Below are 26,559 nucleotides of genomic sequence, written 5' to 3' on the forward strand. Positions count from 1 at the left end.
AATACTTAATATCCAAACCTTTATACACCTTTTATCAACAACAATCTCCTCTTCCCTTTCAAATTTGACATGACAAGTTGTCAAAATTAACGCACTATAGGACCTGCTTTAAAATTCATCAAATAAAGAGCATTATTGGAGTACATGAAGTGAAAATTCTGATTACAGGTGCAAATACAGGTATTGGTTTTGCCACAGCGGAAGAGTTGGTAAAGCAGGGACAGCACGTCATTCTTGCCTGCCGTAATCCGCAAAAAGCGCAAGTTGCACAGGATAAATTGCGTGCATTGGGTCACGGGCAGGTTGATTTGGTTTCCCTCGATTTGAACAGTCTTGAATCAACCCGCAACACAGCCGATGAGATTGCAGACCGCTACGGTAGTCTTGATGTCCTGATTAACAACGCAGGACTATTTGCCAAAACCAAGCAGCTGACGCAGGATGGTTTTGAACAACAGTTTGGTGTGAATTATCTGGGCCACTTTCTACTGACACATAAGCTGATTCCTGTTTTGGAACAGGCACCTAAAGCTCGAATTGTACATCTCGCCTCAATTGCACATTGGGCTGGTTCAATCAAACCGAATAAGTTCCGTGCAGAGGGTTTTTATAATCCCCTGTTCTATTATGGTCAGTCCAAGCTCGCAAACCTACTGTTCAGCAATGCACTTGCTGAACGCATGGCTGGCAGCAGCATCACCAACAACTCACTGCATCCAGGAGGCGTTGCCTCTGACATTTATCGCGAACTGCCAAAACCTGTTTATGAAGTGATGAAAATTGGTTTAGTACCGACCTCGGTTCCTGCAAAGTTGATTACACAAATGGCGACTGGAGATGATTGGGCGAAGCGTAATGGAGAATATGTCAGTGCACACATGCCAGACTGGAAATCACCAGATGCTAAAAACCAGCAGCTCGCACGTGATCTTTATGCACAATCCATGAATCTGGTAGAAAAATACCTTTAACAAAAACATACTCTAACAAAAAAGCCACCTAACGGTGGCTTCTTCAATCCTGATAGGGTCAGATTAGTGACCACCACCATTGATTGCTTTTGTCATATCTTCAACAACTTTCTTCGCATCACCAAAGATCATCATGGTTTTTTCATTGTAGAACAAGTCATTGTCCAGACCAGCATAACCTGTTGCCATAGAACGCTTGATCACCATAATGGTACGTGCTTTATGCGCTTCAAGAATCGGCATACCATAGATTGGTGAGCTTGGATCATCTTTCGCCGCTGGGTTAACAACGTCATTCGCACCAATTACCAGTACCACGTCAGTTGCTGGGAAGTCAGAGTTGATCTCATCCATTTCAAGGATGTCTTCATAGGCAACATCCGCTTCAGCTAACAATACGTTCATGTGACCAGGCATACGACCCGCAACTGGGTGAATCGCAAAGCGAACTTTTACGCCCTGTTCTTTCAAGATTTCACACAATTCTTTAACCGCATTCTGTGCACGACCTTGCGCCATACCATAACCAGGTACAATCACAACGCTGTCTGCATTTGACATCAGGAAGCCTGCATCATCTGCTGAACCAGAACGGTAGTTACGCTGAACTTGCTCACCTTTGTCTGCTGAGGCAACTGCTGCACCACCCATTGCACCACCAAACAATACGTTGATGATTGAACGGTTCATCGCTTTACACATGATGTAAGACAGAATCGCACCAGAAGAACCAACCAGTGAACCAGCAACGATCAACATATTGTTTTCAAGTGTGAAACCAATACCGGCTGCTGCCCAACCAGAGAATGAGTTAAGAAGCGATACCACAACTGGCATATCACCGCCACCCACTGGTGCAATCCACACCCAGCCGAATACAAGTGCAAGTGCTGTCATCGCCCAGAATGCAGTCATGTTGCCTGTAGTGAAGAAGTAGAAACCACATGCAAGCATTGCAATAAAGATGATCGCCTGAACAGGTTTAACCCATGCACCAGAAATTGTTTTGGCCCATTTTTTCGCAGCCAATTTACCATAGGCAAATACAGATGCAGTAAAGGTAATCGCACCAACGAAACAGCCCACGAACAATTCAAACAGGTGAACTGCGCTCATGTGTGCATGCTGTACGCCAGCAGCTTCCAATGCATCTTTATTTTGCTCAAACAATGCAATTAGCTGGTTATTGTGCAGAATCGCAGCAATTGCAATCAATACCGCAGCCAAACCCACCAATGAGTGCATCAATGCAACCGTCTCAGGCATTTGTGTCATAGGTACTGTTTTCGCACGCGCGATACCTACAACCGCACCCAGCACCATCGCTCCGCCAATCATCCAAACCACTGGGTGTTCAGCAACGAAGAATGTGGTGATGACTGCAATAGTCATTGCGACCATGCCATAACGGTTACCCGCGATTGCAGTCTTAGGACCAGACAAGCCACGCAAGGTTAGGATAAAGAGAACTGCACCAATCAGGTAGAACCAGTTCGCAAATTCACGAATAAATTCCATCAATTAGCCCTCTTTTTTCTTTTGCTTTGGCTTGAACATCTCAAGCATACGAGCAGTTACTGCAAAGCCACCGAAAATGTTGATACTTGCCAGGAACACAGCAACTGCGCCAAGGATACTCACAACATTTACACTCTGGAATGCAACATTGGCATCAACACCAATCGCAGGCATACCAACAGTCTGAATCATTGCCCCTACGACAATGATTGAAGACAATGCGTTCGTTACCGCCATAAGTGGTGTATGTAACGCAGGTGTTACTCCCCAAACTACGTAGTAACCTACGAAGATGGCAAGGACGAAAATTGTAATCGTTTCAACCATGAGAACTCTCCTTAACCGCGCTTGAGCAGTACTTGACCGCCGTGAGTCACGAGTAACGCTTTTTGGATTTCATCTTCTTGATTGATCGCAAAGTTTTTGTCTTTGTCGAATAATGTTTCAAGGAAGTTGAAAACGTTACGTGCATACAATGCAGATGCTTCTGTTGCAACTGTGCCTGGAATATTTGGAATACCCAAAATTTTCACGCCATTTTCAGTTGTAACTGTTTCGCCCTCTTTAGAACCCTCAACGTTACCGCCAGTTTCAACCGCCATATCCAAGATGACAGAACCTGGTTTCATTTTGGCAACAGTCTCAGCCTTGATCAGACGTGGAGCATTACGACCTGGAATCAATGCGGTGGTGATTACGATGTCAGCATTTGATACAGCTTTATCTACAATCGCAGCTTGATCCTTGATGTATTGCTCACCAGGCTGCCAACCATATCCGCTTTTCGCAGCTTCAGCAGCACGTTGTTTTTCTTCATCGGACATTGGTACGTCTAACCATTTGCCGCCTAAAGACTCAACCTGCTCTTTTGCTGTTGGACGTAAGTCAGTTGCCTCAACAACCGCACCCAAACGTTTTGCAGTTGCAATTGCCTGTAGACCTGCAACACCAACACCCATGATCACGACACGTGCAGGTTTTACTGTACCCGCAGCGGTCATTAACATTGGGAACATACGCTGGTATTCAGCCGCAGCCAACAATACAGATTTATAACCTGCCAAGTTTGCCTGAGAAGAAAGTACGTCCATATTTTGTGCACGGGAAAGTGTACGTGGCAGTAATTCCAAGGCAAAAGCGTTGACCTGCTGAGCAGCAAACTGGTCCAGTTCTGGATTGCGGTAAGGGTCAAACATTGCAACCACAGTCGTATTCGCCGCAAGCTTTTGAATTTCGTCACCCTTAGGGGCACGTACCTTCAAAATAATTTGGCTGCCTGTATATGCATCGTCCGTAATAGTTGCGCCAACTTGTTCATAAGCACTGTCAATATACGCGGCTTTAACACCAGCACCACGTTGAATGACAACGCTATGACCTGCGTTAATCAACTTCTTTACTGTCTCAGGTGTAGCAGCTACACGACTTTCACTGGCGACAGTTTCGGTTGGGATTCCGATCTGCATGAGCGTTCCTCAAGCTAGTTTTTCTTAAGTAAACATCGCGGATAGCAATGTTTCCCCCAGGAGTATTCTTTGTAGAATTTTGGATTCTAATGGAACTTTTTTAAAATTCCACCCACTATTTATTTAATAAATACCCATATTTTGAACTGATGATTCATATTGATATTGAAACCTTGTATGCTCAGCATGTTTGGCTTTTGATAAATCATACTTGCTTAGCCATACACATCGAAGATAAAAATTTCATTCTCTTCTGTATCTATCTGTTCATTTATATGCCTTGTGCCTTATTTTCATTCAATGCCAAAGCGGTATAGATTAAATAACCCCATGTTTTATCTATCATCATAAATAGAACACATACCAGCTCTTTAAACATTGTTCATATTCAGGCTTGGCTAAAACGGGTCTATGGACTGAAACCGCATCATAATCGTGCAGCTATGTAGAAAAATTGGCTTACATGAACTTTTATTGGTTTTTTCGGCGACTATTTATCTCGCAAACTGCAAGGCCTATTTCAAGACAACAGAATAGGGGTTATCAATAAATCTGAATTGTATGGATGCCATCCCTCAGAAAAACTAAAAAGAAATGTAAAAACTTGAATCGGCATTTTTTCAAGTGATATTTATGTAATTTTGTCTGATCAAAATAGATTTAACGCACAATATTGGTGCAAAAATCACTCTATCTCATTCATCATTTTATTTTTCTGATTCAGCAACAATAAAATTTCCTGAAAATGCGCACCCATTGATCGTTCTGCCAGACAATCATCAGGATTTCTCAGTGGACATTGTTCCAGTGATAGGCAACCACAGCCAATACATTGATCAAGCTGTTGGCGCAACTGCAAGAGCATCATAATTTGCTGGTCAAGCTGTGACTGCCACTGCTGAGACATGGTTTGCCAATCTTTTCTGCTTGCAACCTGCTGCTTGGGCAAGCTTTCAAAGGTCTCTTTAATTTGTTGCAGGCTAATCCCGACTTGTTGGGCTGTTTTAATAATGGCAATTCGCCTGAGCATTGCCCTTTGGTAACGGCGTTGATTTCCTGTGGTTCGTGTGCCCCAGATCAATTCTTTTTCTTCATAGAAACGAATCGCAGCAACACTTACACCACCACGTTTTGCAAGCTCCCCGATGCTGAGCCAAGTCTGCAATGGTACTTTTTTCAAAATAAGCTTGACCTCTAGTTAACTTGAGCTTTGATACTAACACAACCCAAGTTTTAGGAAGTGGTCTGTCTTATGAATCAGGTCAACACACCCGCATTTAAAACCATTAACCCAGATCAACTGTATGATCCACGAAGCAATGGTTATAGCCATGTTGTCATTGTGGAACCCAATATGCGTATCATCCATATTGCAGGTCAGGGAGGAGAAAACAAAAATGGTGAACTTTCCAATTTTTTTGACCAACAGGTACAACAAGTCTTTTATAATATTCAGCATGCTTTAATCGCCGCTCAGGCACAACTTTCAGATATCGCCGTTTTGCGTGTGCTGATTGTTGACCATGATTCTGAAAAACTTCAGGTATTGGCAGGCATCATGCGAAGTTTATGGAAAGATCATGCTTTTCCTGTATGCACATTGATTCCTGTTTCCAGATTGGCATTAGCAGGAATGCTCGTTGAAATTGAAGCAACCGCATATACTGCATAAACCCGTGATAGAGAAAATTATGTCAGCCCCTCAAGATATTAGTCAAAACAAGGCCTTGCTCTGGTTTATGGCTGCGGCGTGCGGTCTATGTGCAGGTGCCAACTATTATAGCCAGCCACTGATTCATTCCATTCAGCAGTATTTTGCCGTAACAGAAAGCCAGGCTGCCCTGACCGTCACTTTTGCACAGGTTTCCTATGCCTTGGGTTTGCTATTTATTGTGCCAATGGGTGATGTGGTCAATAAGACCAAGTTTATTCCCCTACTCATGACTTTATGCGCTCTAGGTTTATTTCTGAGCGCTTTCTCAGTGAACCTGCCAATGTTATGGGTTGGAACAGTACTGGTTGGGTTATTTTCCGTTGCGGCCCAAGTGCTGATTCCCCTCGCCACCATGACGGTACAGCCTGAAAAAACAGGCGAAGTTGTTGGCTTTCTCATGAGCGGTTTATTGGTGGGTATCTTGCTTTCGACCAGTCTGGCAGGATTGTTCTCCAACCTGTTTCACTGGAAAGTCATTTATGTGGTCAGTGGGGTCTTGATGCTGATATTGGCTTATGCGCTTAAAAGCCGCTTGCCCTACGTCATGCGCATGAAAATGAATTATGGGCAAATCTTTGTTTCAATGGCCCAACTCTTGAAGCAGGAAAAGCGTCTATTGTTACGCGCACTTGCAGGTGGGTTTGCCTTTGCGGCGGTCAGTATCCTGTATTCCACCATCGCGCTTCTGCTAAGCTCGGCCCATCATTTACCTGACCTAGTGATTGGAATGGTGAGTCTGGTGGGTATTTTTGGTGCCTTATCCACCCAGTATATTGGCCGATATGCTGATCAGGGCTATACCAGGCAACTAACATGGATGGGCTGTGCCTTATTCATTATCAGCTGGGTCTGCTTCTATTACGGGCAAACAGTCCTCATCAGCTATATTGTTGGCTTTGCCCTGATCCAGTTGGCTTTGGCATTGGTACACACCAGCAACCAGAGCATTATTTTCCGCTTACGACCTGATGCAAAGTCACGTATCAATGCGATTTATATGACCGCTTATTTTACTGGAGGTGCCTGTGGTTCCGCACTGGGTATTTTTGCATGGAATCATGGCGGCTGGACCATGACCTGTTTGGTAGGCGTATGTCTGGTTCTTGCCTGTATGCTGTTTAGTTTACTGGATAACCTTTTAATGCAGAAAAGCTCAGCTACCATCGATTAAACCAGTTTACTCTGTATAAACTGACCAATTTCATCCAGTGCATCATCTGCCTTTTGGATCAATAGATTAAACATTTGAAAGTTATGCCACATATTTTCATAGACATTCAAGGTCGTTTCTACACCAGAAGCCTCAGCACGACTGGCTAAATTTCTTGCATCGCCTAGCAATATTTCCTCACTACCCGCCTGAATCAATAAGGGTGGCAAGCCTTTGAGGTCAGCAAAAAGTGGCGAAATGCGTGGATCATCTGCGTTTAGTTTTCCTCGATAACCATCGCCACCCCGTTTCAATGCCAAACTTTTCAGCATCGGGTCACGTTTGACATTGGCACGCACAGAAACTGAACTCAGCGTCATATCAACGTAGGGTGAGATCATCACCATTCCCGCAGGCAGGGGTTGCCGTGTGTCTCTCAATTGAACAGCCAAAGCAAGTGCCAGTGCACATCCTCCAGAATCACCGCCTAAAAAAATTTGATCAGGTCGCCAGCCATCACTTAATAAATGTTGATAAACCGTTTTGACATCATCCAAAGCGGCAGGATAAGGATGTTCAGGCACACGACGATAATCCAGCATATACACAATGACCTGCCCCCTCACTGCCATCTCAGTCGAAAGTGCCCGATGCGTTCTGGATGAACCTGCAAAGAAAGCACCGCCATGACAATGCAATAACACACCTTGTGGTCGGGTTGGCGGAGTAGCCACCTCAGCCTTTACAATATTCTGGGTAGCAGCGTCTTTTAATTTGATCTTTTTGATCAAGACATCAGTTCTGGGTCTGAAAATTGTTGCGCCAATTTCCATTGCACCACGCAATACAGGAAAAGGTAAAGGCAAGCCACTGGCTGTTTTAAAGCTGAATCTCAAGCCTTGTTTCAGTAAACTTTCTTTTATTTTTTCCATATTTATGTTCAGACCCATATTTTTTTCACCTCAGTTCACCTACCAAATAACACCATTAACTGGCTTTTTTTGCTGTTTTAATCGCAGCCTGATTCTGAAAGCTCAATTGATAATCATTTAGGTTGCAGCTTGCCAAACGTGAACGCATTTCAAACGTTGTCCACGGCCATAACGTGCTGTTACGGCCATTGGCATCAATAAAATAACTGCTACAACCGCCTGTATTCCAGACCGTATCTTTTAAGGCAGTTTGAACTTCGTCATTATAATTTGCCAAAATGTCAGAACGGATTTCAATGGTTGAAATATCTTGTGCTTTGGCTTTCTGCAAGGCATCCAAAATATAAGCCAACTGGGCTTCAATAATGATGAGGGCAGATGAACTGACCGCAATATTTGGTCCAAACATCACAAAGGCATTTGGACAGCCCTCAACCACAGTACCTAGATAGCCTTTGGCACTACCCTGCCAAACCTCATCCATGGTTTTGCCATCTTTATTACGAATCTGCTTGGCAACAGGTGGATTACTGATCTCAAAACCTGTTCCAAAAATAATCGCATCCACCTCATGTTGCGAACCATCACTGGCAATCAGGGTATTGCCACGAGCTTCCTGAACGCCACAACGTAATACATCAACATTGGATTGTGCCAAAGCTGGATACCAGTTGTTGGATTGCAGCACCCGTTTACAACCAATGGTAAAGTTGGGAATTAACTTTTCACGCAATGCCGCATCTTTCACACCCAAACGGATATTGAGTTTAGCCACACGTTCAATCTGCTTAATCAGTTTGGGATGGTGCATACTGGAATTTAGCGATTCAAAAATGCCATACACGCTATAACGAGTCAAACGCTGGGTAATTGGCAAGGCTTTAAATAACAGTTGTGCCGCTTTTGGCAAACTCTGATCCATCTTCGGCAATACCCATTGCGGGGTACGCTGAATCAGGGTGAGTTTTTGCACTTTCGGCTGAATGGCTGGGACAAACTGAATCGCTGATGCACCTGCCCCAATCACTGCCACTTTTTTATCGGTCAAATCAACATTATGCTGCCATTCGGCTGAGTGGAAACATGCACCTTTAAATGTATCCAGCCCCTTGATTTTAGGAATCACAGGTTCATGCATCGGACCGCCAGCCATAATCACAAAACGAGCATGCAAATCACCCTGACTGGTTTTAACCACCCAATGCTTTGCCTGATCATCCCATGCACTTTCAATCATTTCATAGCCAAAACGGACGTACTTCTCCACATCAAATTTTTTGGCAACATCCTGAATATAATCTTTAATTTCTGCCTGTGGAGCAAATACCCGACTCCAGTTTGGATTGGGTGCAAATGAAAATGAATACAATGCTGATGGTACATCACAGGCACAGCCAGGATAGGTATTGGCACGCCAAACGCCACCAATTTCATTGGCTTTTTCCAAAACGACAATATCGCTAAAGCCTGCTTGCTGTAACTTAATCGCTGCGCCAATCCCTGCAAAACCAGCCCCAATCACAACGACATGAAATTTCTCAATCTGAGACATAAATTTTTCCCTTATTGTGTTTTGGTCAAACGGTCTAAACGCTGGGTATAGGCTTGACGATCATTTTGATCCAAACCTTTTAAAATACGGTCATCGCCGAAAAAACGACGTGCTTTGGTATTGAGCCAGTGTGGGACAAAGCCATAAGCTTTCGGGGTATGGGTTAAATAGTTCGGTACAGCGATTTCAGTCAGGTTATGTTTTACAGCCGTGATAATCGCCTGAGCCACATCTTCAGGTTCAACGGTTGGAATCGGTAGATTATCGCCTGTACCCGATGACAGTTCAGTACGCACTTTGGACGGCAATACCGCAGACAAACCAATCGGCGTATCCCGTAACTCCTGTTGCATAGAAGCGGTTAAACCCACCACCGCAAACTTGGTTGCACAATAAATACTTGCACCAGGAATCGGATATTTACCTGCCAAAGAAGCGACGTTGACAATATGTCCTGACTGACGTTGCTGCATTTTTGGCAATATGGCTTTCATACCATGAATCACACCACGCAGATTGATATCAATCTGGGCATCAGTAATGGCCTGGCTTTCATCGACCATCGCGCCCATTGGCATGATGCCTGCGTTATTGACCAAGATATCAATTGCCCCCAACGCCTGTTCAGCCTGAGCAATAAAATCATGGAAAGATTGCTGGGAACGTACATCCAGATATCCGCCAAAACCCTGTACCTTGCTTGCAGCTTGCTGGGCAAGTTCAGCATCAATATCGCCAATGGCAATTTTCGCACCTAGTTTTTTAAATGCCAGTGCTGTGGCAAAGCCAATCCCTCGCCCACCACCAGTAATCAACACCATCTTGTCGGTAAATACATAACCCTTTGCCATCACCCTATTTCCTCTTAAATTAATTATCCACAATTTCGGAATACAATGTCATATTAGGAATTTAATGTCAATTACTCAGCTATACTATCGTAATCCTGACTGGGTTCTGCTAGACTTTTGCCATGAATGAACACACTCCATTGACTCGGGCTGAACGCCAACGTCTGCAATTACAAGCTGAAATTATTGAAGCGGCTTTTCTTGAATTTTCTGAACGTGGTTATCATCAGACTGCGATTTCTGACATTGCCAAGCGTTTAGGGATTGGGCATGGTACTTTTTATCGCCATTTTCAAAATAAGCGGGACATTTTAGATAAGGTGATTCTGGATACCCTATATAAAATTACGGCACTGTTAGCGGAAGAAAATGCACCTGATGCGGTGTCAACTCTTGAAGACTACATCATTCAATGTGAAAGGATTGCGGATAGATTTCAACAATTTGCCAAAGATAATCCTAAAACTGTTCGCCTGATTCTGCTGGAAGCCACCTCTATTGATAAAGAAATGACAGCGCATATCAATAACTTATTGCATATGGGTGGGTTGTTTGTGGCAAATTATCTAAGCAACGGTATCCAGAAAGGTTTTCTAAAGGCAAATCTGGATACCGAAATGACGGGACATGCAGTGGTTGGAATCATCATTGCTGGAGCATTACGCTTCCTTTCAGATGTCGAAAATCCCAAGATGCTTGAACAATATGCGCATGCTGCTGTTCAATTGTTGATTTCAGGTGTGGCAGCCTGATCTCCCTATTATAAAAGGCAAAAGGCTATATATAGAGTTTGGAAGTGATGATTGGTGAATTGATCACAAAACTCGTATAATGCTGCCCTTTCCTTGCCTGTCCAGATCCGAGAGCCTTTTTATGCAATCACTAGAGTCATTAAAGCCACGTATTTCCGTTGCCCCGATGATGGATTGGACAAGTGAAATTTTCTTTATAAAATAAATCAAAAACTTATCAAAAAAATTTAAATTTTTAGGCGTAAAATAGGCGCAAATAACGTCCATATTTTGTCCAATTTTAAGTACCTATTATTTTTATTTCAATTGATTATTTTTCACCCAACCCAGTGACTTACGTGGAATTTGAGTCACCCAGCCTTATAAACTCAATCTATATCTTTGCTTTGGACTTTTTGGTTTGTCTGAAATTGTACGTTCAACCAGTCCTGCCCCTATTGCTGGATTAAGGTAATCCTGTTGGATAGTGGGATAAGCCCAGTAAAGACATTAATTCTATCAAACTATACTCTTCTTGCCCCATAACTGAAACAAAGCATTGAACATGATCGCCATCTTGTACGGTAGCTTGATCGGTATCATGTACGGTGACTTGATCGGTTGCTGATGAATTCTAAAATGACATCAAAAATCATTTTTCAATCCAAGCCCTTAATAAGGAGCAGAACAACCTACTCCTTAACCTTATATCAACTTGTCCAAGCATTCGATAACATTTCAGCCTGCTTCATAACTAACTCAATCGCCTCTGCCGCTTTGTCAGGTGGATACTTCCAACGCTGTAAAGTACGACGCACCAAGATTTTAAGCTGAGCACGTACACTATCTCGAACTTGCCAATCCACAGTTGTCGATTTACGCAATTTCTCAGTGATTTCACGAGCAATCTGCTTCAGTGTATCGTCTCCAAGCTCACGTACCGCACTTTCATTATTTGCCAAGGCATCATAAAAAGCGATTTCGTCAGGATTCAGACCCAGTGAGGCTTCACGTTCCATATCTGCCTGAAACTCTTTCGCCATCTGGATTAACTCCTCAATCACTTGAGAGGTCTCAATCGCACGGTTGTTATATTTCCTTAAAGTTTCCTGCAAACGATCAGAGAAACGCTTTTCTTGTACAAGGTTATTACGAGTTTTTGCCTTTATACCATCATTCAATAATTTTTCTAATAATTCGACCGCCAAGTTACGATATGGCATTTGTCGAACATCTTCTAAAAATTCATCTGACAGTAAACCAATATTTGGTTTATCTAAACCACATAGCGCAAATACATCTGCCACACCATCAGCAACAACAGCATTATCCAGAATTTGTTTAAGCGTACTATCCTTTTCTGCTTGTGATAATTTACGATCCACAGAAGTATGCTTACTAATGACTGCTTTAATGGCTGAATAAAACGCAATTTCCTTATGCAATGTCTTGGCTTCATCCAACGTACCACACAATGAAAAGGCTTTATTGACTGCAAGTACTAAATCCAAGAAGCGTTTTTTGCCATCTTTTAGACTCAGCACATAGTTGGCTGCTGGAATTATCAAGCGATGTGCTTGCGTTTCATAACCACTTAAGTCTAATCCAGTTTGGTCATTGGTCTTGGCAAACATCCCACGAATGGCATCCATTTTTTCAGCAAGCACAGCATAAGCTTCTTCCGCACGTAAAGTTGGCTCGCCTTTTCCTTTGGCATCTGTATAGGTTTTTAATGCCTGCTTTAACTCATTGGCAATCCCAATATAATCAACAACCAAACCACCTTGCTTGTCTTTAAAGACACGGTTCACACGAGCAATCGCCTGCATCAGGTTATGCCCTTTCATTGGTTTGTCGATATACATGGTATGGGTACACGGTGCATCAAAACCTGTCAGCCACATATCACGCACAATCACTAACTGCAAAGGGTCATTCACATCTTTAAAACGTTTCTCTAAGCTTTTCTTCACTTGCTTATTGTAAATATGAGGCTGTAGCAATGGCTTATCCGATGCTGAACCCGTCATCACAATTTTGATTTTTCCTTTTTTCGGGTCATCATCATGCCAATCTGGGCGCAGAGCAATAATTTCATTATACAAATGCACGCAGATTTCACGGCTCATGGTCACAATCATACCTTTGCCTGCCGTGGCTTCAGTACGGTCTTCAAAGTGCGTCACCAAATCCGCAGCAATCTGTTTCAGGCGTGGGGTCGCACCCACTAATTTTTCTAAGCGACTCCATTCCCCTTTGGTCTTTTCACGACTACCGACATCTTCCTCATCTTCTACCACTTCATCAACTTGATCAGATAGTTCTTCGATTTCAGCCTTATTGATGTCCAATTTTGCCAAACGGGATTCATAATAGATCGGCACGGTTGCGCCGTCCTCTACTGCATCTTGAATATCGTAAATTGAAACATAATCGCCAAAAACAGCTCGGGTATCTTTGTCTTCACTGGAAATAGGCGTACCTGTAAAGCCAATGAATGCTGCATTCTTTAAGGCATCACGCATGTGCTTGGCATAGCCAAATTTATAAGTACCATCATTAGACAGTTTGGCTTTGAGCCCATATTGGCTACGGTGTGCTTCATCGGACATGACCACAATATTGTGCCGACCATTCAATAATGGATGCTCAGCTTCTCCATCGAGTAAAGCAAACTTTTGTACTGTGGTAAAAATAATACCGCCCGACTCACGTTCTGCAAGGAGTTGTCTCAGCTCATCACGATTATTGGCTTGTACTGGCGTTTGTTTTAATAATTCTTGTGCCTGACTAAAGGTTTCAAATAGTTGTCCATCTAAGTCATTACGGTCAGTTACTATCAATAATGTAGGATTCTGCATTGCAGGTTGTTGTAAAAGTTTACCTGCATAGCAACACATCGAAATACTTTTACCTGAACCTTGAGTATGCCAAACCACGCCTGCTTTTTTATTACCAGTCGGATTAGCTGCGGCAATGGTTGCTTGCACCGCTTCACGCACAGCATGAAACTGATGATAGCCTGCTATTTTCTTAATGGTCTTTTCGCCATCGGTTTCAAACAACACAAAGAAACGGATGTAATCTAAAAATAATTCACGGTCAAAAAAGCCTCGAATAAGTGTTTCAAGCTCCCATTCTAACAGAGGCTTATCATTTTCATTTTTAATGGTACGCCACGGCAAGAAACGTTCTTGGCTTGCTGTTAATGAACCAACCCGAGCTGTAATGCCATCACTCACTACCAAAGCTTCATTAAAAACAAACAGATCAGAAACTTCTTCTTTGTAGGTTTGTAGTTGATTAAAGGCATCCCAAATATCAGCATTTTCATCAGTTGGGCTTTTTAGCTCAAGTACAGCAAAAGGAATACCATTAATAAAGCAGATAATGTCAGGTCGTCTTGGTTGCTTTGTACCTTGGATGGTAAATTGATTAATTGCGACAAAACGATTTTGATACACATGATTAAAATCGACCAAAAACGCATGGTCATTCACCCAGTCATCTTCTTTTTTATAGTTGACGGGTACACCTTCCAGTAACATTTGATGAAAAGCACGGTTATTGGTAATTAAGTCCAGACTTTCGGGTTTGCTGAGTTTCTGTAAAACCTGCTCAAAACAGCTCACTGGCAAATGTGGATTTAAGCGTTCAAAGGCGGTTTGTAAGTCTGCTTCAATCAGAACCTGCTTATAATCTTTACGTAAAGGATTGCTACTGTCAGGTGCAATATCCACCCCATGAACGACTTCCCAGCCATTTTCAGCGAACCAGTCTAAGCAGAGGTTTTCGAGTTGGGTTTCGTTCATGCCCATATCTACCTATTTAAAATTATAAATGGATTTGCAATGAAATAAAAAATACATATTAATCAAAGTTTTAAAATTAAAATTTAAACCACTTCGATTTGCGATGAAATAAAAATAAATTATAGAGCAGTTGATATCGCATAGTTCGCCCTTAATCTTAGACAGAGATTTTTTAAATTAGGGCTCGTTTATGATTTATCCTAATGCTCTAATTTTATCCATCCAAGATTTAAAATGGGCACACTCTTGTTCCATTCGCTCTAGCCCAACATGCTGAGCAATCCTTGGTCCATGAGTAGTTTTCTTATACTTAGGATGCAGATTATCTTCTAATCTTTTGGATGGTTTAGTTTCATAACCATTATTAATATGTTCTGGTGAATCTACTTCATCTCTCATTCTTTGCAATGTTGCGTGAGATCTTTGCCAAGTAGGTTCAATTGAACAAAGTTGATCAACATCTGAAAATAGTAAACCTTCAAATTCATAAGGTTGTATATGAGTAATAATTCTTTCAGGTCTACACTCAACAAATGCAATAAGCTCTCTATGTAGAGCCTGTTCTAAATGTTCTACACGTAAATAAACATCTTGTATTGACTGTGCTTGATTAAAATCAGGAAAACTCGTATCCAATCCATATAAGTCTAAAAATGTTGTCAGTTTTATATTTTGATTTCGTCTAATTTCATTTCTAATATTTAGTTTTAAACGGTCAAAAGTAACTGCCCCACCTTTAGCTGTAGCAGAAGTCTTCATCAACACTGGCTTTAAAAAAATCTGTTGCGAATGGAATATGGGAGCAACCACTCGTTTAATAAATACCTCTTCCGTTTGACCCTCAGCAATTACAATTACTTCTTGCATATCAGGGTCTCCCACCTAAAACATTACGCTTCCATAGCTCACCCAAGCTATAATCATTTAACCACTCCGATAACTCCTCTTGCCCAAACCGCTTAAACGTTGATTTTCCTTGTTCTTGATCCACGACAATAATATTTTCTGCTTCCATTTCATTAATGAGTTCAACAGATTGAGTTGATATAATTAATTGTTTATCTTCTGCCACTTGTTTAAAAATATCCGCAAGTACGCTGATCGCATACGGATGCAAACCTAGTTCTGGCTCATCGATGATAATGGTATCGGGCAATAATTCTTTAGGTTGCAACAATAACGTGGTTAAACAAATAAAGCGCAAACTACCATCAGATAATAGATGTGCTCTTAAGGGCGTATCTGGACGATCAACCTGAAACCATTCTAGTTCAATAAAAATATCGTTATCTTCACGCTGCACAAAGTCCTTAAAGAATGGCAAAACAATTTGTATTGTTTCTACAATTCTTCGATATTCATCAGGATATTTTATTGAAAGCATTCTTAAATATGCTGCTAAATTTTCTGCATCAGGTTTTAGTCTTAAATTATCATTCACAGCTTGGCGACGCTTTACCTTAGCTGTATCACTGGTATCGTGGAAATGGTAGACTCGCCACCCCTTAATTGCAGATCGGACATAAGGAGCATAACTATCATTAGAATATTGCAATTCTGACTCATCTTTACCATAACCTATCAAGTGACTACTTGCTGGATGATACACTCCTTCAAACCATAGATATTCACTCTCAAAAATTAATCTGTTGTCCACTGTTGGAACTAAATCAAATTTATAGCCATTCATATAAAAATAAAATTCTGCATGAATTTTATCGGTTATATCTCTACCAAAATGCAATAGGCTATCTGGTCCACCTTGTTTTTGTACAAAACTTTGCAGACGTTGCTCATACATTTCATTTAATAGCTTAAAAATACTGATAAAATTACTTTTACCTGCGCCATTTGCACCAATCAATACATTGAGACTATCTAATTCAAACTTCTCTAATCTTTCGATTGATTTATAGCCATGAATAGTGATTCGACGTAATGACATGATTATGCTCCTTCCTGCCGTAACAGTAACACATCCACCTCACCCGACAGCAACTTTGGTAATAAAGAATCTCTAATATTCTCCAATACTTTTATCTCTCTCAAATTTTTTATTTGCTGTATAACCATAGATTTTATTATCTTATCAAAACTAACAATAAGTTCTATAGTTGGCAAAATCACAGGCATAGACGCTAATAGTTTTGTAGTTAAGCTACCTCTACTACTATGTGAATCTGATAAAGAACGCATTTCATCATAACGAGGCTCTAAACAATAATATAACCAATAGCCTGAAATCCTATCATTTGCTCTTAATGCCACAATAGACTGATTAATATAACAACTCATTCCATTAAAAGATGTCTGCCCACGCGTATGCCCTTGTCCAGCACTAGCAATTAAAATATCACCATAAATAGCTTGCTTTGTTGATGACTTATTAACAGCTAGTTCTGTTATAGATTTTTCAGTAGATACGATAATTTTATTTCTAGTTTCCCCTGAAGATAGCCAAGGGATTTCGCCATTCCAATATGCTGTTTCTTTTGTTGAGGGTGTACCACCGCTAAATATTGACTTTGTTACAGCATTAATATTGGTAACCTCCCACCCCCTCGGCACCTCTCCCAACTCACTCTCTATCAACTCATCTGGAAATAATGCGGCAGTGGCTTGTAACTCAGCAAAATCTTCCTTTGCCATTTGCTCAAGCTCAGCTTCACTTTTACCACTAATCGCACACATCGCAGCACGTTCAGGGTCTTGTCCTGTTTGTTTTGCAGTAATTTTGGCACGCACAGGTTCAAAGTCGATAAACCAACTTTTAAATATGGCTTGAGCAATAGATTCTAGGGTTTGATTGATTTGGTTATTAAGATTAATTTTTTCATCGAGAGTTCGTAACACTTTAGAAATTTTCTTACTAGTAGAATAATCTATTCGAGGAAACGGAAGTGCTTCAATAATCGCACCATTGATATTAGCTTGATTAGCGCTGCCACTAGAATTAGCAACTAAATAATTTTGAGATTCTTTAGTACCTAAAAAATAAAAAATAAAATCTTTATGTACAGTTTTGTCTTTTTTTAGAACAACTCTTCCGACTCGTTGGTTTATCCAAGCTCTTTTTCCCTTATCCCAAAATCGGGCAACCCTACCAACAAGTGATTGTGGTGCATTTGGTCCAGAACCAGTCAATGATATTAATACATCTCCCTCACTGACTATATAACGTTCTGTCTCATCAGCTGAATTTTTATCAATGTAAGCACAATCATTAATATCTACATAACCTGTCCGAATATTTTTTATTTTTAATACAGGATAAGTGGAGTTTTCAATAAACTGCTGGCTTTTATAAGCATAACCACCTTGTATTGAAATATATTCACCTAGAGTTGTTAATTCAAAACTCACACCTCACCTCCAAATTCTTTTTTAATCGCCCAATACCCACGTGTTCCACCTATACGCTCAAGCCAACCTGCATCTTTTAAATGATTCAGATGCTTTTGTAAGGCAGACTGATTAATGCCAAGTTGTTCAGCCAAAGAACGATAAGAAACTTTCGGATTAGCCCGAATTAAAACTAAAATTTCTTGTTGGCGTTCGGTTAATTGATTTGCTTCGATTGCACCACCTAAGTCTTCGATTACACCACTTGAATGATCAATTGCACCACTTATTGCACCACCCTCATACTCAATCACAGGACGGTATAACTTAACATCAAAAAAATCATTTATTTCTAAAAATTCAGGGGTTGCCAGTTTTTCCGCTTCACACATCTGCTTGATCCGTTGCAGACCACTGCCCCAATGCTCAATATAACCTAGCTCTCGAAACACACGAGCCAATACTCGATTCCGAATTTCCGAACGCCCCTGCAACAAATCCGCTTCGGTTAAACCATTCGGTAATCCACCTGGGGAGACGATATTGACCAAATCATCATACACAGCCACTTTAATATTGCGTCCAAAGTTGCTGTAATCCCGATGAACATAAGCATTGACTAAAGCTTCACGGATGGCATTTTCTGGAATTTCTAAATAGTCATAACGCTTTAAGCCACGAATTTCGGCACGTAGTGACAAATGATTTTTAATAAAAATTTCGGTTTGTTCAATTTGTGAAAACAAGTCACCTGTGTATTCTTTACGGTCTAAAAACACGCTCATATTCGTGCCTTTAAATCGGGCGCATTGGGTCATCACATGCTCATATTGACCGAGCAAGATCAATAAACCATGACTGGCATAACGCTGTCCCTGCTCTTCAATCACCAGTTTCAGATTCAACATCTTTTCTAAAGTCAGTGTTTTATTAGCAGCTTTGAACGCTTCTTCCAAGACCGTTAAATCGAGCTTTTCTAAAGGATATTGATAATTGGCTAAGGTATCAAAACTCATATTCAGCCTTTGCAATTCCAGTTGTTGAATATGCTCAGGCGATGCCACACGGTTACTTGCACCTAGACGGATATATGTGCCTTGCTCACGTCCTACAGATTTAAGGTAATACGGAAATAAACTACCTCGTGCGACTTCCACAACCAATAGCTCAACACCATCTATGTTCTCAATATAGATTTGTGCTGCAAGTTGTGGGGCACATAACTCATAAATCATGGACGTGATTTTATCTTGCAACTCGAAAATATCATCTTGAATCCCAACCAACTGCCGATCATCAGTGACACCAACAATCAGCTTACCGCCACTACCGTTCGCAAAAGCAATTAATGTTTTAGCGATCTGCTGTCCTTTCGGTAACTGCTGTTTAAACTCTAGCGTTTTGCTTTCACCTTTTTGAATCTCAAGCAGCAACGGTTGATCAGAACTCATAACCTAAGCCTTTTAAATTCTTTTTGATTTCACTTTCCAGTACAGCACTTTCAGCAAATTGCTGTTTCAGTTGCCCTGTTAAGCGTCTCATCTTCTCAGCAAAAGGTTCTCCATCCTCTTCCTGCTCGACTGCACCCACATAACGCCCAGGGGTCAATACATAATCATGCTTCTGAATGTCTTTCAATTCAGCCGAGAAACAAAAGCCTTTTTCATCCTGATAAGCTTCACCCTCAAAATTTCCACCTTGCTGCCAAGCATGTAAAGTATGGGTAATTTTGGCAATGTCTGTATCAGTAAAGTCACGCAGTACTCGATCTTTCATATAGCCCAAGTTGCGAGCATCAATAAATAAAGTCTTGCCCTCACGGTTGGCTTTCTTTTTATCTAAGGACAAACCATTCTTTTTGTCTTTAGTCAAAAACCAAATACAGGCAGGAATTTGCGTATTGGTAAACAGTTGCCCTGGCAATGCCACGATACATTCAACCAAATCTGCTTCAATCAGGTTTTTACGGATTTCACCCTCATTGTTGGTATTGGAACTCATCGAACCATTGGCAAGTAAAAGTGCCATACTGCCTGTTGGCGATAGATGGTGCAGCATGTGCTGCATCCAAGCAAAGTTAGCATTGCCTTGAGGAGGCGTACCATACTTCCAGCGTACATCATTTTCCAGTGAAGCGTGCCACCAATCCTTAATATTAAATGGTGGATTTGCCATGACAAAATCGGCACGTAAGTCTGGATGTTGGTCATCTAAAAATGTATCAGCATTCTTTTTACCAAAGTTAAAATCAATGCCACGAATTGCCATATTCATCGCAGCAAGTTTCCAAGTGGTTGGATTGCTTTCTTGTCCGTAAATCGAAATATGCTTTTTCTGTTCAGATGCTTTGTAGTGCTTTTCCTGTGCATGTTGTTCAATGAACTTTTCACTGGAAACAAAGAAACCACCTGAACCCATCGCAGGGTCATAGACTCGACCTTTATATGGTTGCAGCATTTCTACAATCAAAGTTACGATACTTTTAGGTGTGTAATATTGCCCACCTTGCTTGCCTTCCGCTAACGCAAACTGCCCTAAAAAATATTCATAAACATGACCGAGAATGTCTTTACTGTGCAAACTCAGTTTTTCACCGTTGTATTCTGGATTACTAAAACTGGTATCTGATAATAAGTTAATAAGCTCTAACAACTTATCACTTTGAACATCATACCGCGTAATCCTATCTAGAATTCCTTTGAGTTTAAGATTGGCTTGTTCAATTTCATCAAACGCATTGTCAATCAACCATGACACAGAACGTAATTTGACATCATTGCCATTGTCATCTTGCCAAATAATCGAACCCATTGCTAAAGCTGCTGTATTTTGTAATGTCGTCCAACGAGCTGCTTTAGGCACCCAAAACACATTTTTTTCTTGATAATAATCAATAATTTCCAATTCATCAGCGATTGCTTGTTGGTATTCCTCTTCTGTGTCATATTGATCACGAGGCATGTAATAGATGTTGTGATCATCCGCTTGAGCAAATAAGTCCTTGAGTTCAGACTGACGTTCATCAAAGGCATCAGATACATATTTTAAGAAAATCAGTCCAAGTACAATATGTTTGTAGTTGGCAGCATCCAAGCTGCTTCTAAGTTTATCTGCGGCTTTCCAGAGCTTATCATCTAAGTCATTTAGAAACTTTTGTTCCAATGAATTCATTCTTTATCCTCGATCAATGATCAACCGCTGTGGTTTTATACTTAATGTTCAATAGTTTATTACGTTAGCACATCTAAGACGAATGAAAAGTCATGTACTACACAAAAAATAAAGATATATACTATTTTATATTTTAATCGCCTACCAAAGCACAAGGTTAGACACCCCTAGATAAAGCCTGTGGTTCTAAAGATGAATGTGCCGAACTCATCCAATTCATCCAGATTGACATACAGCCGTCCGTAGGATTTGCAGAGTCCACCTTGTGCCAGTGGACAAAGATTAGGTGATGGGTAGGGATGTTGTTCAATGTCATTTTGCCCCAGTCGCTGACAGGTTTCCCCATTGCCTGAGCAGATCAACCGTCCAGTCTGGCGGTCAAATAGACTGTACTCCGCCCGCAGGTTCAGTTCAGGATCATTGAAGAGCATCCGTATAGGGATTGTTCTAAGTTTCTGGTTTTGTGTCCTAGCACGTAGCATTCATCGAGTGGATGTTTCACCCATCCGTCCTTTCCCTTGGATTTGACTGGTAATGGTAAACTGGTCATCCTTTTCGGGGATGCGTTTGCCGTTCTTTCCCCTCTCTCTTACCTCATGGCAGAAACCAATGTCTGAGAATACAATTAATCAGGCTTTATGTCGCTTAGGTTATACATCAGAGGAAGCATGTGGGCATGAGGTTTCCGAGCATCTGCTAGGACTATTTTAGAAGAGGTACTTGAATACCCTGTTGAACGGATTGAGTAACAATTAGCTCATCAAGTCCGATGATATACATGGAACGACTTACAATCATACCTAGCACTTAGACAAGCCTACTGAAATGATGCAGTCTTGGTCTGACTATTGCTATAAAAAATTAATATTAATCAATATGGTACATAAGTTATTTTTTTTAAACATTACATCTTTCTTAAAAATAGTTTATGTAATTATGTATAATACAAAGCTATATATGACTAAAGTTTATCAAATATGCAAATATTAAATGATGCTGAGATAAGAACTTGTTTAGTAAACTGGCTAAATCAAAAGAAAGTCTCTCCACAACATATCTTAAATGAACTTTCAATCTCAGATGGCTTAGCTAGACCAGATTTGATTGCTATCTATTCCTATTCACATTGTTATGAAATTAAAGGAGATAATGATCAAATAGAACGTATCGCGAAACAATATGACCACTATCAATCTTCGTTTAAGAAAAATACACTTGTAACGACTGCTAAAAATCTTGAAAAAGCCTTAAACATACTTCCATCTACATGGGGTATAGTAATTGCCTCAATAAAAAATAATACCGTAAAATTCAAATATGTTAGAAAAGCGACTTATAATCCCAACTATAAGAAAGAGATTGCAAGTAAAATCCTTTGGAAAAATGAAATGCAAGCATTGCTCAAGCAAAAAAATATTTCATATTACTCTAAAGCTACACGATTTGATCTTATTGATTTGATAACTGAAAGTTATACCTCCTTAGATTTAGATAAAAACATATGTAATATTTTATTAAATAGAGAAGTCTCTCAACATATAGGTCATATGTAAGTTTATATTTGGCTTAAGAATAGAAGTGACATTTACTTTTTCTCCAGTTGGTTGTTTTTCTAGGATGTATTTATCTCCTTTTGAATAGTGTCCCATTCGAAAAAAAGTTTTACTTACTATAATATCTAACAATGGTTTAAATGGTGTTCTCTTTCCTCGTAAACGACCACTCCTTGTGATAAATAAATTATTCTTATATGGATAAAATATCTTACCAGTCATATAGCTTTGTATTTCCTCAATATAAATATCTAAGAAGCTAGTATCTGGGCTAACACAAGTATAATCGCCAAAATCAAACTTAATTTTTTTATCCTTTAATGCTTTAAAAACAAGAACCTCAAGTCGACATAAGTCTAAGCTAGTATTAGTGCTTAGTAGCTCACTAATGACCTTTGGTATAGAAGAACCAGTTACAATTATTTTATAGAAATCCCTTAACTCTAAATTATTTAAAAAATTTAAAATATTAGCTGTTATTTTATTATGGTCTGCAATACATCTCAAATCAAACAATAAAATTATCTTTTTGAAATAATTCGACAATGACTTAATCAACGTATCAAAATCATCTTGTATGTATTCGTAATCTTCAAAAGTAGTATCTGTCAATCTAATAACGATCTTATCCGTTTTGAATTTTTTATCTTTTGCACTCTCAATAATACAATTTAAGTGTTCCTCAACTCTATCATCAACTCCACATACAGGTATCATATTGTAACTAGAAAATTCATCAATAATTGTTTGATAGTTGTATGTTTTCCCGTCAACAGAAACTAAAGGATCAATATCATAATTATCAATAAATAACTCATCAATCCAATTAAGTTTTTTAGAAAGATATACTTTTTGTTCACTGATTTTCTTTCTAAAAAATTCATTCTTAAAGTCAAGTAATTCTTTATGTGAAAATGAATTAGCCCCATTATGGGATTTAGATGGTAATTCATTTGGCATATCAAAAAAAACACTTAAGCTTTCTTTTAGACCAGTATCTAAATCATCAAGTGCATAAACTTCATTTCTCTTAAATTTCAAGAATGGAATATATTTAGAATTGATATTCAACTTTATATTTACCTCTTATAGATGCATATTTTGCCCACTCACCTTTTTCAAAGGCTATTCTTCCCGCAATAATACTAGGATGAATTTTAAACAGCTTAGAATAGTTTCTTAAATCCTCTTCATTCCTTGTTGTCTCAATTGTTCTCCATATAGCTCTTGGTATCATTATATCTTTAGCCAACCTATTCGCCTGACTTTCTATTTTGTCCACATTAATCGTAAGTGAATCATTTTCAATATCAAAAAAATCAACAATTGGATCATCTAATAAGTCATAGTGTAATACGATATGAGATAACTCATGAAGTAATGTAAACCAAAAACCATCTAGACTTTTCAATCTTAAAGACATACCAATTACAGGTTTACCATTCAACTTTAGAGTAACCCCATCTACTCTAGTACCTGAAATAGCATCCTCATATAACAAATATATTCCTCTTTCTAATAAAGAATCTTGAATAGAATTTAAGTTAGTTTCTTTTATATGTTTTTCATAAATTTCTGTAAGAAATAATTTATTAATTCTATGATAAGCCTTATCTAAAAACCCATCTAAAAATTTTGCTTTCCCACTGACGGATGAAACCCAATAATCTACCAAATATTGATCTGCTGACTCTGTTTTTTTAAATAAACTTTTATTAGGATTGTTAATATATATATTAAAAAAATCTTGATAATTTTCATCATCTATACCTATTTTTTTCTTAATACTATTAGGCATATTTTGAATATATAAATAAAACTGGCTAAACTCATCATATAAATTAAAGTGTGGTTCACTTAGATTTCCCGAGGTAATTTCAAGATCCAAACTCATGCTACTTCTCCAAGGATACTTGCAATTGCATGTTCAGGTAATTCAAAATATTTCAATTGAGGTTTATCATTTAAACCTATATGTTCCATTTTCAATCTATTAACATAAAACAATTCAGCCTGTGCTAAAGAATGTAATGAAAATCTACCTGAATGCTTATACTTTTTAGCCAAATATCCTATTGATTTTAATAAAATTAAACTACCCAAACCTACATAGCGCTTTACTTCTAAAGGAGTATATCTATTCCAAGGAGCAATAGAAATAAACTCTATATAAAAGATATGTTCAGAGGGGTTCAAAAAACTGTTTTTAGGAAAGTAAATCAAACAAGCTGCTTCTATAGATCCATCTATATCCAAGAAGAACCACTCATAATTATTATCAGTTTTTGTGATATATGTCTTAGACATCCAATCCCAATGCCAATCTTGATGATCAATTTTCGAATATATTGATTGTGCCTCAACATCAGGTAAAGTCTTCAGATAAGCTAGAATTTTTAAATGATATGCTTTCCAATTTTGGTCACATTCAATCGCTTTAGTAAAATCATAGCCGTGAGTGATTGTAAGCTTTTTACCTAGATAATCATCTGAATAAATTATTTTAGCCGATGAAGATGTTAGTGTAATCCCAAACTTACTTAAACTCTGCAACATCATTTATATCCAAGAACAATTCAAGCCCATTAATCAATTTTATTACTATAAAGAAAGCACGATTTAAATTCAAACAAATAAATCATTATGAACATTTTATTTTTATAAAATTTTTATTACTTTTACTAGCTAGCTATCACTTATTCATAATACTAGCATTCCTTATATAAAACCCAATCGAAACCTATTAAGTTTTTTTACAAAAAAATAAGGAGGCTTATGCCTCCTATCTATTTCCGACTAGCTAGCTTAGACTCAATCGATTGATTGATTTCCCCAACTTATCAAGCTACATAATTAATAGATAGCTTTATTGGTTTTACCGTTATCCAATCAGTTCAAAGCTTGAACCGACTGCTGCAACCCTTTCTGAATATCCTGAACATGGGTCAAATCATGAGGTTCATATTGCTGTGGCTTAGACTCATCATTGTAAAACTCCTCAACAATATCCAGCCCCTCTTCACCACCTACCTCAAAGCTGGCATTGCCATAGCCTTGCCGTGCCACATGATCGAGAGCCTCTTGATAAAATCCTGCTGCCTTGCTCTGTTCATCGATCTGCTTGGCTGAGCTAATTGCCTCCTGCAAATTGATCCCATCACGTAAAGTTAAATCCACGTAATAGATCGGCGTGCGGTAACTTTGCGTGGTGCTTTTGCCTCTTAGCGTTAGTTGCAATGGCAGACATGAAAGTAAATCACCTGATGCTGCATGGTAGTAACTGAGTCGTGCCGCCAAGGTGCGGATGCTGTTAAAGCCTGTGGTTCTAAAGATGAATGTACCAAACTCATCCGATTCATCCAGATTGACATACAGTCTACCGTAAGGTTTACAGAGTCCGCCTTGTGCCAGTGGGCATAAATCAGGTGATGGACATGGATGCTGTTCAATGCCATTTTGCCCCAGTCGCTGACAGCTTTCCCCATTGCCCGAGCAGATCAAGCGTCCAGTCTGACGGTCAAACAGGCTGTACTCTGCCCTCAGGTTCAGTTCAGGATCGTTAAAGATCATCCGTACTGGTATAGTTCTGAGTTTTTGATTTTGCGATTTGGCACGTAACTGTTCATCTAATGGGTGTTTGACCCAGCCATCCTTGTTTTGGATTTGGCTGGTAATGGTGAACTGGTCATCCTTTTCAGGGAGCCGTTTACCATTCTTTTCCACGATCTTACCAATGCTGATACGACCTAAAACGGGTGGTGTGATTGCTAAACCTTTAATCATGTTAAATTCCTCT

The 26,559-nt window shown here is 39.6% G+C and carries 22 protein-coding genes and 3 pseudogenes; 6 read left to right on the forward strand and 19 right to left on the reverse strand.

From position 1 onward, the window contains the following. Positions 1-149: 149 nt before the first annotated feature. Positions 150-971, forward strand: coding sequence for an SDR family NAD(P)-dependent oxidoreductase (locus N5J47_RS09750; RefSeq protein ID WP_279960070.1), 822 nt, complete (start codon positions 150-152; stop codon positions 969-971). A gap of 63 nt (positions 972-1,034) precedes the next feature. Here N5J47_RS09750 and N5J47_RS09755 read toward each other — a convergent pair whose 3' ends face one another. The 4 genes from N5J47_RS09755 to soxR all read right to left on the reverse strand — a co-directional run bounded on the left by N5J47_RS09755 (position 1,035) and on the right by soxR (position 5,135). Continuing rightward, positions 1,035-2,489, reverse strand: coding sequence for an NAD(P)(+) transhydrogenase (Re/Si-specific) subunit beta (locus N5J47_RS09755; protein WP_267981720.1), 1,455 nt, complete (start codon positions 2,487-2,489; stop codon positions 1,035-1,037). A gap of 3 nt (positions 2,490-2,492) precedes the next feature. Continuing rightward, the gene (locus tag N5J47_RS09760) at positions 2,493-2,816 is read right to left on the reverse strand and encodes a proton-translocating transhydrogenase family protein (protein WP_004664154.1); all 324 of its coding nucleotides are present in this window, start codon (positions 2,814-2,816) and stop codon (positions 2,493-2,495) included. 11 nt (positions 2,817-2,827) lie between these two features. Next, positions 2,828-3,955, reverse strand: coding sequence for a Re/Si-specific NAD(P)(+) transhydrogenase subunit alpha (locus N5J47_RS09765; protein ID WP_279960071.1), 1,128 nt, complete (start codon positions 3,953-3,955; stop codon positions 2,828-2,830). Positions 3,956-4,640: 685 nt separating this feature from the next. Further along, on the reverse strand, positions 4,641-5,135 hold the full coding sequence (gene soxR, locus N5J47_RS09770; protein WP_279960072.1) for a redox-sensitive transcriptional activator SoxR: 495 nt from the start codon (positions 5,133-5,135) through the stop codon (positions 4,641-4,643). Between the two features lie 72 nt (positions 5,136-5,207). Between soxR and N5J47_RS09775 the strand changes: the two genes are divergently transcribed. Together N5J47_RS09775 and N5J47_RS09780 are read left to right on the forward strand one after the other, a co-directional pair. After that, positions 5,208-5,627: a RidA family protein gene (locus N5J47_RS09775; protein WP_279960073.1), complete on the forward strand. Its 420-nt coding sequence runs from the start codon at positions 5,208-5,210 to the stop codon at positions 5,625-5,627. Between the two features lie 19 nt (positions 5,628-5,646). Beyond that, positions 5,647-6,840: an MFS transporter gene (locus N5J47_RS09780; protein ID WP_279960074.1), complete on the forward strand. Its 1,194-nt coding sequence runs from the start codon at positions 5,647-5,649 to the stop codon at positions 6,838-6,840. Here N5J47_RS09780 and N5J47_RS09785 read toward each other — a convergent pair. Genes N5J47_RS09785 through N5J47_RS09795 form a run of 3 tightly spaced genes read right to left on the reverse strand, consistent with a single transcriptional unit; the run spans position 6,837 to position 10,154 of the window. Beyond that, positions 6,837-7,769 carry an alpha/beta hydrolase gene (locus tag N5J47_RS09785; protein ID WP_279962413.1) on the reverse strand — a complete coding sequence of 311 codons (933 nt, stop codon included), beginning with the start codon at positions 7,767-7,769 and terminating at the stop codon, positions 6,837-6,839. The genes N5J47_RS09780 and N5J47_RS09785 overlap by 4 nt on opposite strands. 37 nt (positions 7,770-7,806) lie before the next feature. Beyond that, complete coding sequence (locus N5J47_RS09790; RefSeq protein WP_279960076.1) at positions 7,807-9,303, reverse strand: NAD(P)/FAD-dependent oxidoreductase; 1,497 nt, start codon at positions 9,301-9,303, stop codon at positions 7,807-7,809. Positions 9,304-9,314: 11 nt separating this feature from the next. Further along, positions 9,315-10,154 (reverse strand): SDR family oxidoreductase, encoded by an 840-nt coding sequence (locus N5J47_RS09795; RefSeq protein ID WP_279960077.1) that lies wholly within the window; start codon positions 10,152-10,154, stop codon positions 9,315-9,317. 122 nt (positions 10,155-10,276) lie between these two features. On the opposite strand from N5J47_RS09795, the gene N5J47_RS09800 reads away from it, so the two are divergent. Then, on the forward strand, positions 10,277-10,906 hold the full coding sequence (locus N5J47_RS09800) for a TetR/AcrR family transcriptional regulator (protein WP_279960078.1): 630 nt from the start codon (positions 10,277-10,279) through the stop codon (positions 10,904-10,906). Between the two features lie 360 nt (positions 10,907-11,266). Here N5J47_RS09800 and N5J47_RS09805 read toward each other — a convergent pair. From N5J47_RS09805 to N5J47_RS09840, 8 genes and pseudogenes are all read right to left on the reverse strand, one after another. Continuing rightward, positions 11,267-11,519: pseudogene (locus N5J47_RS09805) on the reverse strand (Fic family protein); the annotation flags it as partial. A 76-nt stretch (positions 11,520-11,595) separates the two neighbouring features. Next, on the reverse strand, positions 11,596-14,697 hold the full coding sequence (locus N5J47_RS09810; RefSeq protein WP_279960079.1) for a type I restriction endonuclease subunit R: 3,102 nt from the start codon (positions 14,695-14,697) through the stop codon (positions 11,596-11,598). 195 nt (positions 14,698-14,892) lie between these two features. Next, entirely contained in the window at positions 14,893-15,564 is a 672-nt protein-coding gene (locus N5J47_RS09815; protein ID WP_034681908.1) for a DUF4276 family protein, read from the reverse strand. Position 15,565: 1 nt separating this feature from the next. Further along, positions 15,566-16,642 (reverse strand): AAA family ATPase, encoded by a 1,077-nt coding sequence (locus tag N5J47_RS09820; RefSeq protein WP_279960080.1) that lies wholly within the window; start codon positions 16,640-16,642, stop codon positions 15,566-15,568. A 2-nt stretch (positions 16,643-16,644) separates the two neighbouring features. Continuing rightward, a complete protein-coding gene (locus N5J47_RS09825) occupies positions 16,645-18,060 on the reverse strand; it encodes a restriction endonuclease subunit S (RefSeq protein ID WP_279960081.1) in 1,416 nt (471 codons plus the stop codon). Further along, positions 18,057-19,490, reverse strand: a complete 1,434-nt coding sequence (locus tag N5J47_RS09830; protein ID WP_279960082.1) for a helix-turn-helix domain-containing protein — start codon at positions 19,488-19,490, stop codon at positions 18,057-18,059. Before N5J47_RS09830 ends, N5J47_RS09825 begins: the two co-directional genes overlap by 4 nt. Then, positions 19,480-21,210, reverse strand: a complete 1,731-nt coding sequence (locus N5J47_RS09835; RefSeq protein WP_279960083.1) for a class I SAM-dependent DNA methyltransferase — start codon at positions 21,208-21,210, stop codon at positions 19,480-19,482. The genes N5J47_RS09830 and N5J47_RS09835 overlap by 11 nt, the downstream gene beginning before the upstream one ends. A gap of 173 nt (positions 21,211-21,383) precedes the next feature. After that, a pseudogene (locus N5J47_RS09840) lies at positions 21,384-21,788 on the reverse strand (hydrolase or metal-binding protein); the annotation flags it as partial. On the opposite strand from N5J47_RS09840, the pseudogene N5J47_RS09845 reads away from it, so the two are divergent. Further along, positions 21,787-22,011, forward strand: a pseudogene (locus N5J47_RS09845) (integrase); the annotation flags it as partial. The pseudogenes N5J47_RS09840 and N5J47_RS09845 sit on opposite strands and share 2 nt — an antisense overlap. A 176-nt stretch (positions 22,012-22,187) precedes the next feature. After that, positions 22,188-22,763 carry a sce7726 family protein gene (locus tag N5J47_RS09850; protein WP_279960084.1) on the forward strand — a complete coding sequence of 192 codons (576 nt, stop codon included), beginning with the start codon at positions 22,188-22,190 and terminating at the stop codon, positions 22,761-22,763. On the opposite strand, the gene N5J47_RS09855 is transcribed toward N5J47_RS09850, so the two are convergent. The 4 genes from N5J47_RS09855 to N5J47_RS09870 all read right to left on the reverse strand — a co-directional run bounded on the left by N5J47_RS09855 (position 22,725) and on the right by N5J47_RS09870 (position 26,546). After that, positions 22,725-23,834 (reverse strand): hypothetical protein, encoded by a 1,110-nt coding sequence (locus tag N5J47_RS09855; RefSeq protein WP_279960085.1) that lies wholly within the window; start codon positions 23,832-23,834, stop codon positions 22,725-22,727. The genes N5J47_RS09850 and N5J47_RS09855 overlap by 39 nt on opposite strands. Continuing rightward, entirely contained in the window at positions 23,818-24,657 is an 840-nt protein-coding gene (locus tag N5J47_RS09860) for an ImmA/IrrE family metallo-endopeptidase (RefSeq protein WP_279960086.1), read from the reverse strand. Before N5J47_RS09860 ends, N5J47_RS09855 begins: the two co-directional genes overlap by 17 nt. Then, complete coding sequence (locus N5J47_RS09865; RefSeq protein WP_279960087.1) at positions 24,654-25,319, reverse strand: hypothetical protein; 666 nt, start codon at positions 25,317-25,319, stop codon at positions 24,654-24,656. Before N5J47_RS09865 ends, N5J47_RS09860 begins: the two co-directional genes overlap by 4 nt. A gap of 333 nt (positions 25,320-25,652) precedes the next feature. Beyond that, positions 25,653-26,546: a hydrolase or metal-binding protein gene (locus N5J47_RS09870; protein ID WP_279960088.1), complete on the reverse strand. Its 894-nt coding sequence runs from the start codon at positions 26,544-26,546 to the stop codon at positions 25,653-25,655. Positions 26,547-26,559: the final 13 nt, after the last annotated feature.

Source organism: Acinetobacter sp. GD03645, assembly GCF_029845285.1.
GTDB classification, from domain to species: domain Bacteria; phylum Pseudomonadota; class Gammaproteobacteria; order Pseudomonadales; family Moraxellaceae; genus Acinetobacter; species Acinetobacter corruptisaponis.

Coding starts and splice junctions, on each gene's coding strand:
- N5J47_RS09755 (WP_267981720.1), bottom strand. CDS start 2,489: ATGGAATTTATTCGTGAATTTGCGAACTGGTTCTACCTGATTGGTGCA.
- N5J47_RS09760 (WP_004664154.1), bottom strand. CDS start 2,816: ATGGTTGAAACGATTACAATTTTCGTCCTTGCCATCTTCGTAGGTTAC.
- N5J47_RS09765 (WP_279960071.1), bottom strand. CDS start 3,955: ATGCAGATCGGAATCCCAACCGAAACTGTCGCCAGTGAAAGTCGTGTA.
- N5J47_RS09775 (WP_279960073.1), top strand. CDS start 5,208: ATGAATCAGGTCAACACACCCGCATTTAAAACCATTAACCCAGATCAA.
- N5J47_RS09780 (WP_279960074.1), top strand. CDS start 5,647: ATGTCAGCCCCTCAAGATATTAGTCAAAACAAGGCCTTGCTCTGGTTT.
- N5J47_RS09785 (WP_279962413.1), bottom strand. CDS start 7,769: ATGGGTCTGAACATAAATATGGAAAAAATAAAAGAAAGTTTACTGAAA.
- N5J47_RS09790 (WP_279960076.1), bottom strand. CDS start 9,303: ATGTCTCAGATTGAGAAATTTCATGTCGTTGTGATTGGGGCTGGTTTT.
- N5J47_RS09795 (WP_279960077.1), bottom strand. CDS start 10,154: ATGGCAAAGGGTTATGTATTTACCGACAAGATGGTGTTGATTACTGGT.
- N5J47_RS09800 (WP_279960078.1), top strand. CDS start 10,277: ATGAATGAACACACTCCATTGACTCGGGCTGAACGCCAACGTCTGCAA.
- N5J47_RS09810 (WP_279960079.1), bottom strand. CDS start 14,697: ATGAACGAAACCCAACTCGAAAACCTCTGCTTAGACTGGTTCGCTGAA.
- N5J47_RS09815 (WP_034681908.1), bottom strand. CDS start 15,564: ATGCAAGAAGTAATTGTAATTGCTGAGGGTCAAACGGAAGAGGTATTT.
- N5J47_RS09820 (WP_279960080.1), bottom strand. CDS start 16,642: ATGTCATTACGTCGAATCACTATTCATGGCTATAAATCAATCGAAAGA.
- N5J47_RS09830 (WP_279960082.1), bottom strand. CDS start 19,490: ATGAGTTCTGATCAACCGTTGCTGCTTGAGATTCAAAAAGGTGAAAGC.
- N5J47_RS09835 (WP_279960083.1), bottom strand. CDS start 21,210: ATGAATTCATTGGAACAAAAGTTTCTAAATGACTTAGATGATAAGCTC.
- N5J47_RS09850 (WP_279960084.1), top strand. CDS start 22,188: ATGCAAATATTAAATGATGCTGAGATAAGAACTTGTTTAGTAAACTGG.
- N5J47_RS09860 (WP_279960086.1), bottom strand. CDS start 24,657: ATGAGTTTGGATCTTGAAATTACCTCGGGAAATCTAAGTGAACCACAC.
- N5J47_RS09865 (WP_279960087.1), bottom strand. CDS start 25,319: ATGTTGCAGAGTTTAAGTAAGTTTGGGATTACACTAACATCTTCATCG.
- N5J47_RS09870 (WP_279960088.1), bottom strand. CDS start 26,546: ATGATTAAAGGTTTAGCAATCACACCACCCGTTTTAGGTCGTATCAGC.